This is a genomic window from Bacillus sp. UNC41MFS5 (assembly GCF_000686805.1).
Genome location: NZ_KK366018.1, coordinates 369,555 through 383,816 on the forward strand (window position 1 = coordinate 369,555; position 14,262 = coordinate 383,816).

Here is a 14,262-nt window from a genome sequence, read left to right on the forward strand (position 1 = left end):
TAAAAAAGGAGATTTGTAAGGATATGAATACTCTGACAGTTGAAAGATGGCAGGCCATTATTAACAATGATTCTTCATATGATAATCAGTTTTTTTATGGGGTTAAAACTACAAGGATCTTCTGTCGTCCATCCTGCAAATCTAGAGCTCCAAAATTCGATAATGTCCAGATTTTTTTAAAAGCAGAACATGCTCTGGCAGAACAATTCCGTCCTTGTAAACGCTGCAAGCCTAACGGACTTCATCTGCCCAATGAAGAATGGGCAGCACAGATTGCTATGTATATCGACATGCATTTTAAAGAACCATTAACATTGGAAAGCTTAGCAGATATATGCCACGGAAGTCCCTACCATTTGCAGCGCACATTTAAGCGGATTAAGGGGGTAACCCCAATCCAATATATCCAGAAGACACGCATAAAGCAGGCACAACAGCTACTTAAAGAAACAGATACACCGATAAACGAGATCAGCCTGGAAGTAGGCATCCAAAATCCAGCTCATTTCGCCACGCTTTTTAAAAAAATAACATCCTATACACCATCGGAATATCGTCAAATGATCAGATATGAATAAGGAATGGAGATTTTATTATGGATAAGAAATTAATTTATTGGAGTCTATTTGTTCATGGCCCTTGGGAAATGTACATCGCAGCTACATCAGAAGGGCTTTGTTATGTTGGGTCAGACCATAAGGGCTTTGAGGAGTTAATGGACTGGGTGCAAAGAAAGTTCCCGCACCACCAATTGGAACAAGATGATCAACGAATGGAAGTATTTGCTGACCAATTCGCCGAGTATTTTCAAGGAATACGGACGTCGTTTACTTTTCCAACCGATTTTTACGGAACTCCTTTTCAACAATCTGTTTGGAACGCATTAAATGAAATTCCTTACGGGTGTACACACACATACTCGGAAATCGCTGAAATCCTCCAAAAACCTAAGTCAGTTCGTGCAGTGGCTTCTGCCATCGGGGCCAATCCAATCTTAATCACGGTTCCTTGTCATCGTGTGATTGGAAAGAACGGAAAACTCACTGGATTTCGGGGAGGTTTAGAGATGAAGGAAAAACTGTTGGATTTGGAAAAAGTGCCTTCCTACACGAAGGGATTGAACACCCATGCCAAATAATATTTCTGACAGGATTGCATCACTAGACTGGGATGAGTTGCATCACTTGCTAGAAACGCAAGGATTTGCAAAGCTGCCTCCCTTATTGGACCCGCTTCAATGCCAGGAAATGATCAAAACTTACGATGACCCATCTAATTTCCGCAGCACGATAAATATGAAACGATATAGATTTGGGGAAGGAGAATACAAATACTTTCAAGCTCCTCTCCCACCGTTACTGCAACAACTGCGGTCGGATTTCTACCCTGAACTTGCCAAAGCAGCGAACCGCTGGTTACAGCAACTTCGAAAAGAGCCCATGTATCCGAGCAAACTGTCCGACTTTCTCGACTATTGTCACGCCAAGGGGCAAGTTCGGTCCACTCCGCTAATTCTGAAATATGAAATCGGAGGCTACAACTGTTTGCATCAGGATTTGTATGGTGAGGTTTACTTTCCATTCCAAGTACTATTTGTTCTAAATCAACGGGAAAAAGACTATACCGGAGGTGAATCTATCCTTGTCGAACAAAGGCCTCGGGCCCAAAGCCAAGGACATGTGATTACACTTCAACAAGGTGAAGGCCTCATTTTTCCAACCAACCATCGTCCAATCGAAGGAACACGCGGCTATTATCGAACTACTGTAAGACATGGGGTTAGTACCGTGACGTCTGGTACTCGCTATGGCTTAGGGATTATTTTTCATGATGCAAAATAAAAGCGGAAACAAACAATATTCTAAATCGGGGTAAGAAAGTCCATTATAGGTAAAAAAGGCAGAAGTCTCTGCCTTTTTACTTTATATACGATTTTGAAACATACCCTGTCATTTTACCATATTTGATTTTATACCATGATCCAGTTGTGGAAACAATCGTTACTGTTTGATTTTTCTTTAACGACCCAATCACTTTGCCTTTGGTGGAAGCTGATTTACGGACATTCAGCCGGGACACAGTCACTTTTCCTGTTTTCGTTTTGACAACTTTTTTAACTACAAAACTAGTTGTCACGCTCGAACGATTTTTACTTGTGTCCGTCGCAGACATTACCACCGAATATTTCCCATTACCTAGGGATTTGGTATTGTATTCCTGATTAATGGTCCCTGCTTTTGTTAGGATATCTTTTTTCAAGTAGCTTAGAATTTTACCGGAACTGTTTTTAATATAAACCGTTACCTTAGCGGTTTCGTTAGTTTTAAAAGTAATGTGGGCTTTATTTTTTTTGTTATCTACGCTTGTCTTAATGCTGCTGAATTTAGGAGCGGTCTTGTCTTTTTTAACTTCAAAAGATGGCAATGCCGAAGATCTGTTATTACTTAAATCGACGGTAATAATCCCTGCATAATATTTTCCGTTAGCTAAAGAATAACTGTTGTATTCTTTGGTAATCGTCCCTGCTCCTGTCAGTGCATCTTTTAATAAATAGGTGAAAATCTTGCCTTTGCTGTCCTTAAGATAAACCGTTACTTTGGCTTTTTCGTTTGTCTTAAATCTGATAAGTGTTTTATTTTTTGTATAATCAACATTTACTTTAACTTCACTTATTGTGGGAGCTGTTTGGTCTTTGATTGGTGTCAATGGAGCTTCCACTGTCGGTTCAACTTCTGGATGTTCTCCAGTTTCACCTGCAGTAGTCTGTTCCGTTGATTCTGGTTGTGCTTGTTCAGTTGTAACTGCAGGTGTTTGTTCTGTTTGTTCGACTGGTTTTTCTACGACAGGTACAGGTCTGTCACCATATTCCTTTACAAGTGATGCACCTACATAATAAAATCCAAGAATCTCATTGTATTTTTGCCCAGCCTTGGCTCGGTTCTGTGCACCCCATTGACTTAGACCTACGCCATGACCATCACCAAGTCCTGACACAGTAATTGTATCATCCGTTTCCACGAAGTTTGAAACTAGATAGCTCAACATCGTACGATTGCCAACCATCGCTCGGATCTGTGAAGCTGCAATATTTTTGTATTCTAATCTTTGCGGGATATAAGCACCCTTTTCGTCAATTTTATCTTTTGTTAAAAATTCAACCGTTATATTCCCTTTGGAAACACGTCCGCCTGATGTTGGTGTGTGTAAGCTTAATACAGGAATGGCCGTAATTTTAATTTCTTTTCCAGCATAGCCATGAGTGGCCATCCAAGCTTTTATTATATTTGTAATGTTGGTATCTTTTTCCTTCATTTGACTCCATGTTAAACCATCTGGATTAAATTGTTGTTTACTTACGGAGAATTTCCAAGCAGTTTTTGCATCAAACGGATCTTCTTTAATCGATAGATACGAGACAGGCGAAGAACCCCAGACATTAGCGTTCGATTCTGTTTTCCCGCCATTACTTGCAGAGAAAACGGCACTAACTAGCCGGACATTTACCTTTAAGACTTCCCCATTTGTTTCATCCACTGCCGCAGTACTATTGGGATTCCAAGCATAACCACCATATACTTGATAATTAATCGTATCATCGATGATTACTGATTTATAGGAGAGTGCATAGGTTCTAGCAGCCACGGCTTGCGTTTTTAAGGCTTCAAGGTTCCAACTGGCATACATTTCAGAAGGGACAACACCTTTTAAATAATCTTCGATGTAAATCTCGTTAATTGGACGAACATACTTTGAACTTTCAGGGACAAATTGAAATGAACCTAAATAATTCCGATTATTGATAGATAAATAATCGGTTTCCTTTGATGGCAATAAATTAACTTTTTCTGCACTATATAAAGGTTGGGTTCCATCGATTAACGTTATTTTAGTATTATCATATTTTACGAGATACAACTTTCCTGAAGTTAATCTGACAGTTGAATCCTCAATAAAATAATCACCTGCTGGTTTTATAGTAATCTCGGATTTATTCCCGAGATTATTAACCAATTTCACTTTAATCTTTGGTTCTATACTTTCTGCTGACATTTTTATATTCAGTAAGTTAAATAATAGCAAAAAAGCTAGAAACCCGGCAGTCAATCTTTTCACTAACATTCTCCATTCATATGGGGATGATCACTATATATAAAAATAATCATACTTTATGAATCTATTAACTAACAACATGATAATATTGGTAAGTAATAAGTCCCATAGTTAGTTAATAATAGAAAAAACTCACCAAAATAGGTGAGTTAGCGAGCAGTAATTTGAATCCATTTAGCACCGGAACTGGTTGAAATTTGATACCAGCCGTCTCCTCGGTCAGCGATGACCTTTACTTTTCGAGGAGTGATTTTTCCGCTTGACTTGGAAGATACAGACGGCTTGCTATATAGTTTTACCGCCTTATTTAACTGGAGAGAATTCACTGGTTTTGGATTAATATAAATCCATTTCGCCCCAAATATCGTATGAATGAAGTACCATCCATTCCCGCTTTTCCTCATTACTTTTACTGTTTGCGGGACGATTGACCTTGTTGGCTTCAACGAAATAGTTGGTTGATCGTACAAATTAACATCATATTGAATCTTTAGATTTGATAGGACCGGCATCAAAGGAAGCAAGGAGAGGTTTTTAGTTCCACTCTTTATCCAACCAACCCCTTTTCCAAATTTTATCTTATACCAATCACCCGATTTTGCAGCAATTTCAACATTCTCCATCAACAAAACTTTGCTTATCTTAGGGGCCGAATTATATGGAAAGTTTACTACATCCAGACCAGTTTTAATGGTGATTTTCCCTTTTACTAAATATGTATTTTGTACAGGAGACGGACTCTTCGCAGTAACTTTTGGCATAGTGGTATTAATCAGTTCATGATGGACACCATCCCTGCTTGTACTAATAAATTTTAGACCCACTTGCTTTGCTACTTTTTTGAGAGAAGCACTTACGAAGTGTAACCCATTTAACGGCTTACCTCTTTTATCAATGATTATGGCATCAAATGCGATTCCTCTTATATGAGGTGCTTTTGTACTAGGCTTAGCAACCAATGTCCCCAATTCATGCTTACTGCGTTCCGACCGTATACACTTTGACGAAACACCATTTACAATTTCATAAAAGTGCTTCTGATATTGATAGGGACGATAGACAGATTTATATTGGATCTTCCAGCCTTTGGCTTTCAGCAATTTTTCATATTTTATTTTTGCCGAAAGGAGATTGGGATGAACATTTTCCCAAATCACCATTTCACCCTGATCCATTCTAAGTGCCACAGGATCTGTTAATGGAGTCAAACCTTTACATGTTGCAGCAAGTACTTTTCCATTAGGAATAATCATTGGGAAAACTAGTGCTAATATCATGACATAAATAAAAATTTTAACTAAAAATCTCATTTTTCCTCCTATTAAATTATTTTTCTGATTAAATATGACTATGTTATTATATCAAAATTCACATAATAATCTATAATTTAACAAGGGAAAAATACCCATATCAACCTTTTTCTTATATTTCCCGACAAACATCTACATATTTCGAGTAAAGTCAGCAAACTCCTCGAAAATATGGTACAATTAACAAGATACTGATATTTCAGTTGACCGTATGGGAAAAACAGAAAGGGTGTTTTCATGGAAGATTTTATCGAAACAGTTTATTTCTTAGAAAATCCTGAGAAGAATATTACTAAATTCGCAACTGGCACCCAGCTGCGCTATGAGGACGTAATAAAAGAGGTATTTGGCGTAGCGTGTATTAATGATTTGCATATGATGCTTCAATACAATAAAAGCTTTCAAACAAGTATTTGTAACACCCATGGAATTAGTGAAAAGAAGCTAACGCTTGATATAATCCTTCGTGTTGCTTCAAAACTAGACATGCTTCGTCTAAAGAAGCAACTGCTCGATCAACAATATGATAAAATGATTGATGAAACACACCAAAAAGGTAATTTGCCGATTGACCGCCCATTCGATGAAACAATTAAACTCCAAGAAGGAATTTTTCAGTGGGATGACAGCAATTTTTCATATAACGCAATTAAACCAGGTGCCTGACACCTTTGTGGTTAATAAACTAACTAACAAAGGCTAGGTGCCTTTTTTTCTTTACAGACTTGTTCCATTCATCAATTCCTCATAATAACAAAAACCTCCCATCTGCTTTGATAGGAGGTTTACATTTCCTTAATGAATCTTGTATGCGCTTTAATTTTTTACTGACGTTTTTTCTTATCTGCCTTAGTCAATCTTCCTAATAAAAACGCCCCTGCGGCAACACCGAGCACGGTATTCGTTTTTTTGTTAAAGACTTGCTTCGCAACAAGATTTAAGTTTTGAGGTCGTTCGGCAAGACGTCTCATGAAATAACCGTACCAATCATTTCCAAAAGGAACATACGTACAGAAGTTATAGCCTTCACTAGCCAGCTGCAACTGCATTTCTTTTCTAAACCCATAAAGCATTTGGAACTCAAATTTGTCATTCGGAATATCGTGCTTCTTCACAAATTCTTTCACATGATTAATAATCCGATGATCATGTGTTGCAATCGAAGTGAATTTCCCATTTAACAAATGCCATTCGACAATCTTAATAAAGTTCGCATCAATATCTTTCTTATCTTGATAGGCGATTTCTGCAGACTCTTTATAAGCACCTTTTACAAGACGAATGCGGAAATTTTGATATCTTTCAAGGTATTCTTGCGCTTTGTGGAAATAGGACTGAATCACTGTACCGACATTATTATACTCTAACGATAGGTCGTCCAATAAATTAAAGGTTGGTTCAAGGTGTTTGAAGTCCTCCATATCAATATTGACAAAAATATCAAATTGATGTGCTTTATCAACGATTTCTCTTACATTATTTAAACAAAATTGATAATCAATATCTAATCCTACCTGCGTTGGTTTTAAGGAAATATGTGCATCCACTTTATGCTCATGAATCGCATCGATGACGTTAAGAATTTGTTCTTTTGCTTGGGTCGCCTCTTCTTCTTTAAAAACAAATTCTCCTAAGTTATCAACCGTACATGAAATACCATGTGCATTCAGGTCTTTAATACTTTGAATGACTTCAGGTATATTTGTACCAGCTACGACGCTTTGTGCCCCTAGTTTTAAGCCATATTTCTTAGCTGTGCTATTTAAAAATTGATTTTGTGATAAGCCCATAAAAATGTCTTTCAACATAGCGATTACCCCTTGCTGTTGTTTTTACCATCATTATAGCATACGCTTTCATTAATATTTATTTTGCGAATTTTCCAACTTAAACGCCTTCCTGAAAGGATAATCCAGCGTCCTGCAAGTCGCACAAAAAACAGCCCGAAGGCTGCTTTTTCAGACGTTTCTTGTGGTGTCAGGCACCATATTAGCTTTTATCGTACCCATCGCGTGACCGGTATTGCTGCGGAGCACGAGTTGGATAGCGTGCTGGAAAACTAAACATATGGACGAGTTGTGTAAACGGAATGGATGCGAACAGTATGAATGACAACACAACATGGACCTTGAATATGGGGGGGATCCCCACCATAAGCTCTGAGAGCGGCTGAAAGGTGAACAAACTCCGAAACCACGGACCAATCGTTAATCGATATTCGTAAGCTACCACTGTGTAACTATATATGAGGGTCATGTAGGTGCCAATGGCCGCGATAATAAGTAATAGCACAATCGTGAAATAATCACCAAAGGTCGTATGAACACGGACCTTTGGAAAAGAGAACTTCCGAATAATCATGACCACTAGGCCGATGACAACCATAAGTCCTGCAACCCCACCGCCTGCAATTGCACCAAAATGATAAAGATGTTCACTAACTCCTATTGCTTCATAGAACCCAATTGGAATTAAGACACCCATTATATGTCCAATAAAGGCAAAAATAATACCATAATGGAAAAGGACTGAACCCAAACGCAGCCATTTTTTTTCAAAAATTTCTGTTGAAGGGGCATACCAGCTTTTTCCTCGAAAAATAAAGCGATAAAATGTCCCAACGATGAGAATGGCACCGCATATATATGGAAAAATCGTCCACCAAAAACTGAATTCCATCTCCAACCTCCTTCGTAGACTAACTTAGAAGCAACTGAATTACCCGCTTAATACGCGGTTTCAAAGAGCAATTCCCCCTTTAAAACCTGCCTATCCATTCACTTACTAACGATACATGACAGGATAAGGAAGTTCATCCAAATCGGCTTCCTCCCGTTCATTTTCCAATAAAATAAGTTCCTCTTTTCCAGGCACCTCAAAAACAAACATCATCAAGAGATCAATGGCTTTGTAATAAGGATTGCCCTCTGGGAGGTTGTTTAATAGTCGCTGGATAGCAACGGATAATCGCCGCGAAAGTCTGATGAAATTTTCTTCCTCCGGTGCCGTGGCCACAAGCTCTAATAGCATTGGAATGTAATCAGCCAATTCCTTGCCTTCATATTCAAAGCCGCCTTCACAAATGAGCTTTTGCAGTTTAATTAAGGCAGCACCCCGCTTCCGGCTGTCTCCAAGTTCATGAGCGGTCAAATAAAGGCTGGTTTTTTCCTTATAATCAAATGTTTCTACATATAGTTCTTGCAGTTCCTTTTGTTCCATCTTGAAAAGAGGAAAAATCCTCGCTTCAATTTCGTTTCGAATTTCCTCCGAAGTAATATGTGCTTTTACAAATTCCTTAATCATTGACCGTTCTTTAAAAAATTCATCATTGGGATAATCTAATATTCTCGACATGATGACTAAAATAGCCGAACCATCATTTGTCATTGACTCTCACTTCTTTCAAATGGATAGGTGACCATTCCTTCGGCTGGAGCCAGATCTTCGATGCTGCATGAACCCTGCTTATAATGTAAATCCCCATCCATTTCACGGCGGCCGGTTGGAATGACAAATCGTTCGTTATATTTGGCAACTGCAAGTAAACGAGCCATTTCTTCAAGTTCCTCGCCCGTTGTTTTCGCTTCTTCTAAGAGCTTGCTGACTTTCAGTTCATCTGCACCGCCAACTGTTTTTGCACGCATATATACACGCATCGCTGCCATTTTCAACAATACTCTGCGAATCACCTCGGTATCATCTGCTGTTAATAACGACGCTAAATACTCCATCGGGATCCGCATTTGATCCACTGCAGGGATATAACCATCCGCGCTTAACTCATTTTCATTGGTAATATGATTCATAATCGGGCTGAGCGGAGGAACATACCAAACCATTGGTAATGTCCGATATTCAGGGTGAAGCGGCAACGCAATCTTCCACTTCATCGCCATTTTATAGACTGGGGATGCCTGTGCACTTTGAATCCAGCTATGATTGATTCCCTGTTTTTCCGCTTCCGCAATTACCTCTGGGTCAAATGGATCTAGAAAGACGGAAAGTTGTGCTTCATATAATTCCTTCGGATCCTTAACGGAGGCCGCCTCTTTCACCCTGTCGGCATCATATAAAACAACTCCAATATAGCGGATACGACCAACGCAGGTTTCCGAGCAAATTGTTGGAAGACCTGCTTCGGTCCTTGGATAGCAAAAATTACATTTCTCTGCTTTATGGGTATTCCAATTGTAATACACCTTATGGTACGGGCAGCCATTCATACAAAAACGCCAGCCCCGGCAGGCATCCTGGTCGACAAGTACAATTCCGTCTTCATCCCTCTTGTACAATGCGCCTGAAGGACAAGATGCAACACAGGAAGGATTGAGGCAATGCTCACAAATCCGCGGTAAATACATCATGAACGTTTTCTCATATTCCATTGCAATGTGTTCCTGAAGCTTTTGGACATTGGGATCCATTGGTACTACTTCCTTACCGCCCGCCAAATCATCATCCCAGTTTGGTCCCCATTCAGGTTTATCCATATACTGTCCTGTAATCATTGACTTCGGCCGGGCTACAGGTAAATTTTCTTTCTTTGGACTTTTATGCAAATGTTGAAAATCATACGTCCACGGCTCGTAAAAGTCATCTATTTCTGCCATATTGGGATTGTAAAAAATATTTGCCAGTTTCGAGATTGGCCCGCCTGCTCTTAAATGTAATCTGCCATTACGAAGGACCCAGCCGCCTTTATAGCGATCGGTATTTTCCCATTCCTTTGGATACCCTGGCCCTGGACGCGTTTCCACATTGTTATACCAGACGTACTCCATCCCAGGACGGTTGGTCCAGACATTCTTACACGTAACAGAACAAGTATGACAGCCAATACATTTATCAAGGTGCATGACCATTGCCACTTGTGCTTTAACTTTCAAGCCAATCGACCTCCTTTAATGGTCGGACAATCGTCAATGTATCTCGCTGACTGCCTGTTGGTCCATAATAATTAAATCCATAGCTCAGTTGTGAATATCCGCCAATCATATGAGTCGCTTTCGGGTAAATCCTCGTGACACTGTTATGTGTCCCGCCGCGCGTTTTATTAATCGTATTACCCGGAACGCCCATCGTTCGATCCTGTGCATGGTGCATATAGACTGCCCCGCGCGGCATCCGGTATGTTAAGACGGCCCTAGCGACAACGACACCATTTCGATTGTAAAGTTCAATCCAATCGTTATCCTTAATGCCAATTTCTGCGCCATCCACTTCATTCATCCAAACCACCTGCCAACCTCGGAACAGTTGAATCATATGGGTTGTATCGGTGAACATGGTATGAATGCCCCACTTTTGGTGTGGAGTCATATAACGAAGGGTAATGGATTTCCCTTGATTCTCCACTTCCTTTTCACCTTTAATAAATGGTCCCTTAGAAATAGGCGGGATATACAATGGAAGTCCCTCGCCGTAATCAAGCATAACTTCATGATCAAGGTAAAAACTTTGCCGCCCTGTGAGTGTATGCCACGGAATATGGTATTCCTTATTGACTGTGAATGGCGAATAACGACGGTTATCGTTCTCAAGGCCGCTCCAAACAGGGGTGGATATGGCCTGACGGGGCTGGATGGTTAATGCATCTAACGTATAGTCCTCTTCCTCACGGCCTTCTGAAATGTGAGCAAGCTTTTTACCCGTTTTTGCTTCCATTGACTTCCAGCCTTCAACCGCCCGTTTCCCGTTAGTAGCCCCTGACATTAAGAGAATCGCATTGATTGCTTTTTTATCCGTGTATAAGTCAGGATAGCCTTTTCCAATCCCTTCATGCTTAGATGGTCCAAGTCGGTCCATTAACTCCTTATACACTTTATCGCCTGGAATTCGTACACCCTTTGTTCCATATCCGTTTTTAATATTAGGACCAACCGTAATCCACATATCATACACATGTGGATAATCCCGTTTCAAAATCGTAAAGTTAGGCATTGTTTTTCCAGGGACCGCTTCCACTTCTCCTTTGCGCCAGTCTTTCACTTTTCCAAAGGGCTGGGCAATTTCATTAATCGTGTCATGGGCTAGCGGTGACATAATAAGGTCCTCTTGTGCGGGAAGATGTTCCTTGGCAAGTTCGGAGAATTCCTTCGCAATTTCTCTGAATGCATCCCAATCACTTCGTGTATCCCATGGCGGGTTAATCGCTGCATTAAATGGGTGAACAAATGGATGCAGGTCTGTACTGCTGATATCATGTTTTTCATACCATGTCGCGGCAGGCAGAATGATATCTGAGAAAAGTCCTGAACTGGTCATGCGAAAATCCATACTAACAAACAGATCAGTCTTTCCTTCAGGCGGAATCTCGGTAATATTCACATCTTTTGGCTGCCACGAGTTTTCAACCTCTGAAAGGACGGAATCCTTTGAGCCAATTAGATGTTTCACAAAGTATTCGTGCCCCTTTCCACTGTCACCAAGCAAATTCGAGCGCCAGTTAAAAAACACACGCGGAAAATTACGCGGGTCATTTGGATTTTCAATCGCAAAATCGAGCTTACCTTCTTTTAACTGTTTCGCTACATCTTCAATCAAAACAAGGTCGTTAACTGTGCGTGACCTCGCTTCCTTCATTACTTCCAATGAATTTTGCGAAAGCTGTGGAAAGCTTGGCAGCCAGCCTAAGCGTGCTGACATCGCATTAAAGTCAGCGGGGTGCATTTTTGCATATTCGCTTCCCCAGTCAGTTTGGGCATCGTTGGCATCATATTCATAGCGAAATTGTTCCGTCGCAAAATAAAAGAATGATGTCCCGTTCATAAAACGGGGTGACTTCACCCAATCATTTGCAAACGCAATCTGCCCAAACCCTTCCAAAGGGCGGACTTTTTCTTGTCCCACATAATGAGCCCAGCCGCCGCCATTTACTCCTTGTGAACCTGTTAATAAAACAAGGTTTAGGATTGAACGGTAAATTTGATCACTATGGAACCAGTGATTCGTTCCACCACCCATGGCAATCATGGATTTCCCATTTGTACGCGCTGCGTTATCAGCAAATTCTCTAGCTACCTGGATGACATGGGATTTGTTTACACCGGTAATACTCTCCTGCCAAGCAGGTGTATAGGGATTGTTTTCATCGTTATAATCTGATGGATAATTTCCTTCCAACCCTCTGTTTACTCCCACATGAGCAAGCATGAGATCATAGACAGTCGTTACAAGCAGTTCATTTCCATCTTGGTCCTTCATCCTCTTCACAGGAACACCACGCTTGTTCGTTCCTCCCTCTTTTTCAGCAAAATAAGGGAATTCGACTAGCGCAACATCATCTTTTTCATCCAAAAAACTAAGCTTCGGATCTATTTCCAATCCATCTTCTGCTGTCATATCTAAATTCCACTTGTTGCCCTCATCCCAACGAAACCCTTGACTGCCATTAGGGATCGCAAAATTCTTGAGATTTTCATCCCAAACAACGGTTTTCCATTCGGCTAATTTATCCTCCTGTGAAATATCAGAGGCCCGCAGGAAACGATCGGAGCGATATCCTCCATCCTTTTTTGTTAACAGGACAAGATAGGGCAAATCCGTGTATTTCTTGGCATAATCAATAAAATAGGGTGTTTGTTTATCTACATAAAATTCCTTTAAAATAACATGGGTCATGGCCATGGCAAGGGCACCATCCGTCCCCGCCTTGGCTGGCAGCCACATATCTGCAAATTTTTCATATTCTGCATAGTCTGGGCTAACGCCTACTACTTTTGTCCCGTTATAGCGAGATTCCACCATAAAATGGGCATCGGGCGTTCTCGTTTGCGGAATATTTGTACCCCAAATAATGAAGTATTTGGTGTTATACCAATCACCACTTTCAGGAACATCCGTCTGGTCCCCCCATACTTGTGGTGAGGCTGGAGGAAGATCGGCATACCAATCATAAAAACTTAAAATCGTCCCGCCAATTAATGATAAAAATCGTGTTCCACCAGAATAACTAACCATGGACATCGCAGGGATGGGACTAAAACCCACAATGCGATCTGGTCCGTATTTTTTAATCGTATAAATAGTTGAGGCGGCAATGAGTTGGCAAACTTCTTTCCATGTTCCCCTGACAAACCCGCCTTTACCGCGGGCCTTCACGTACTGTTCACGTTTCTTCGGATCTGTCACAATATTTTCCCAGGCCTCAACCGGGTTACTTGCCCTCGTAAGTTCTTCCTTCCATAGAGCAAATAAATCCCCACGCACATACGGGTATTTCACACGAGTGGGGCTATATGTATACCATGAAAAACTGGCACCACGCGGACATCCTCTTGGCTCGTATTCGGGGAAATCATCACCCGTAGATGGGTAATCTGTTTGCTGGGTTTCCCAAGCAATAATGCCGTCCTTCACATGAATTTTCCAACTGCAGGAACCCGTACAGTTCACGCCATGGGTCGAACGAACGATTTTATCATGCTGCCAGCGACGGCGATAAACTTCTTCCCAATCTCGTGGACGAGGATTTACTTCGGTCCAGCCATCATTAATTCGTTCACCGCGTACTAAATGTTTAAGAGAATGGAACAGATTATTTTTTTTAGATTGCATCTCTGTCACCCCTTCTTGTCAGGATATCAGCCAATGGGTTAAATTCTTCACCCAACAATCGAAACGAGTCATCCCCGCTTTTAAACTCCTCAAGAAAAATCTCCCAACTGGGAGCATTTGCTGCTGCTAGAATAAGCCTCTGCAATATATTCATATCTTCAATTTCATAGATTTCCTGAATCATTTCACCATTTATAATCCCAAAGCGCATCCTAAGTACAGCAATTAAATCCTCTCGATCGTCGATAAGCATTGGATCATTTTCAAAGGAAAACAATGGGTTAGT

The 14,262-nt window shown here is 40.6% G+C and carries 12 protein-coding genes; 4 read left to right on the top strand and 8 right to left on the bottom strand.

Going from position 1 to position 14,262, the window contains the following annotated elements; all coding sequences use genetic code 11:
- The first annotated feature begins 23 nt into the window (after positions 1 to 23).
- The 3 genes from BR30_RS0125450 to BR30_RS0125460 are packed head-to-tail and all read left to right on the top strand — an operon-like array spanning position 24 to position 1,841.
- Positions 24 to 578 carry a bifunctional transcriptional activator/DNA repair enzyme AdaA gene (locus BR30_RS0125450; protein ID WP_081825578.1) on the top strand — a complete coding sequence of 185 codons (555 nt, stop codon included), beginning with the start codon at positions 24 to 26 and terminating at the stop codon, positions 576 to 578.
- Between the two features lie 17 nt (positions 579 to 595).
- Entirely contained in the window at positions 596 to 1,138 is a 543-nt protein-coding gene (locus BR30_RS0125455; RefSeq protein ID WP_026567478.1) for a methylated-DNA--[protein]-cysteine S-methyltransferase, read from the top strand.
- On the top strand, positions 1,128 to 1,841 hold the full coding sequence (locus BR30_RS0125460; protein ID WP_026567479.1) for a 2OG-Fe(II) oxygenase: 714 nt from the start codon (positions 1,128 to 1,130) through the stop codon (positions 1,839 to 1,841). The genes BR30_RS0125455 and BR30_RS0125460 overlap by 11 nt, the downstream gene beginning before the upstream one ends.
- Before the next feature lie 76 nt (positions 1,842 to 1,917).
- On the opposite strand, the gene BR30_RS35420 is transcribed toward BR30_RS0125460, so the two are convergent.
- Entirely contained in the window at positions 1,918 to 4,113 is a 2,196-nt protein-coding gene (locus BR30_RS35420) for a SpoIID/LytB domain-containing protein (protein WP_051633775.1), read from the bottom strand.
- A gap of 146 nt (positions 4,114 to 4,259) precedes the next feature.
- Complete coding sequence (locus BR30_RS35425; RefSeq protein ID WP_051633776.1) at positions 4,260 to 5,420, bottom strand: M15 family metallopeptidase domain-containing protein; 1,161 nt, start codon at positions 5,418 to 5,420, stop codon at positions 4,260 to 4,262.
- A gap of 237 nt (positions 5,421 to 5,657) precedes the next feature.
- On the opposite strand from BR30_RS35425, the gene BR30_RS0125475 reads away from it, so the two are divergent.
- The gene (locus BR30_RS0125475; protein ID WP_026567480.1) at positions 5,658 to 6,086 is read left to right on the top strand and encodes a hypothetical protein; all 429 of its coding nucleotides are present in this window, start codon (positions 5,658 to 5,660) and stop codon (positions 6,084 to 6,086) included.
- 158 nt (positions 6,087 to 6,244) lie between these two features.
- On the opposite strand, the gene BR30_RS0125480 is transcribed toward BR30_RS0125475, so the two are convergent.
- From BR30_RS0125480 to BR30_RS0125505, 6 genes are all read right to left on the bottom strand, one after another.
- Positions 6,245 to 7,228, bottom strand: a complete 984-nt coding sequence (locus BR30_RS0125480) for a proline dehydrogenase family protein (RefSeq protein ID WP_026567481.1) — start codon at positions 7,226 to 7,228, stop codon at positions 6,245 to 6,247.
- A gap of 181 nt (positions 7,229 to 7,409) precedes the next feature.
- Positions 7,410 to 8,099 carry a respiratory nitrate reductase subunit gamma gene (gene narI / locus BR30_RS0125485; protein ID WP_026567482.1) on the bottom strand — a complete coding sequence of 230 codons (690 nt, stop codon included), beginning with the start codon at positions 8,097 to 8,099 and terminating at the stop codon, positions 7,410 to 7,412.
- Between the two features lie 105 nt (positions 8,100 to 8,204).
- The gene (gene narJ, locus BR30_RS0125490; protein ID WP_026567483.1) at positions 8,205 to 8,807 is read right to left on the bottom strand and encodes a nitrate reductase molybdenum cofactor assembly chaperone; all 603 of its coding nucleotides are present in this window, start codon (positions 8,805 to 8,807) and stop codon (positions 8,205 to 8,207) included.
- On the bottom strand, positions 8,804 to 10,306 hold the full coding sequence (gene narH / locus BR30_RS0125495; protein ID WP_026567484.1) for a nitrate reductase subunit beta: 1,503 nt from the start codon (positions 10,304 to 10,306) through the stop codon (positions 8,804 to 8,806). Before narH ends, narJ begins: the two co-directional genes overlap by 4 nt.
- Positions 10,296 to 13,976, bottom strand: coding sequence for a nitrate reductase subunit alpha (locus BR30_RS0125500; RefSeq protein ID WP_026567485.1), 3,681 nt, complete (start codon positions 13,974 to 13,976; stop codon positions 10,296 to 10,298). Before BR30_RS0125500 ends, narH begins: the two co-directional genes overlap by 11 nt.
- Positions 13,966 to 14,253 carry a hypothetical protein gene (locus BR30_RS0125505; protein WP_026567486.1) on the bottom strand — a complete coding sequence of 96 codons (288 nt, stop codon included), beginning with the start codon at positions 14,251 to 14,253 and terminating at the stop codon, positions 13,966 to 13,968. The genes BR30_RS0125500 and BR30_RS0125505 overlap by 11 nt, the downstream gene beginning before the upstream one ends.
- Between the last annotated feature and the right edge of the window lie 9 nt (positions 14,254 to 14,262).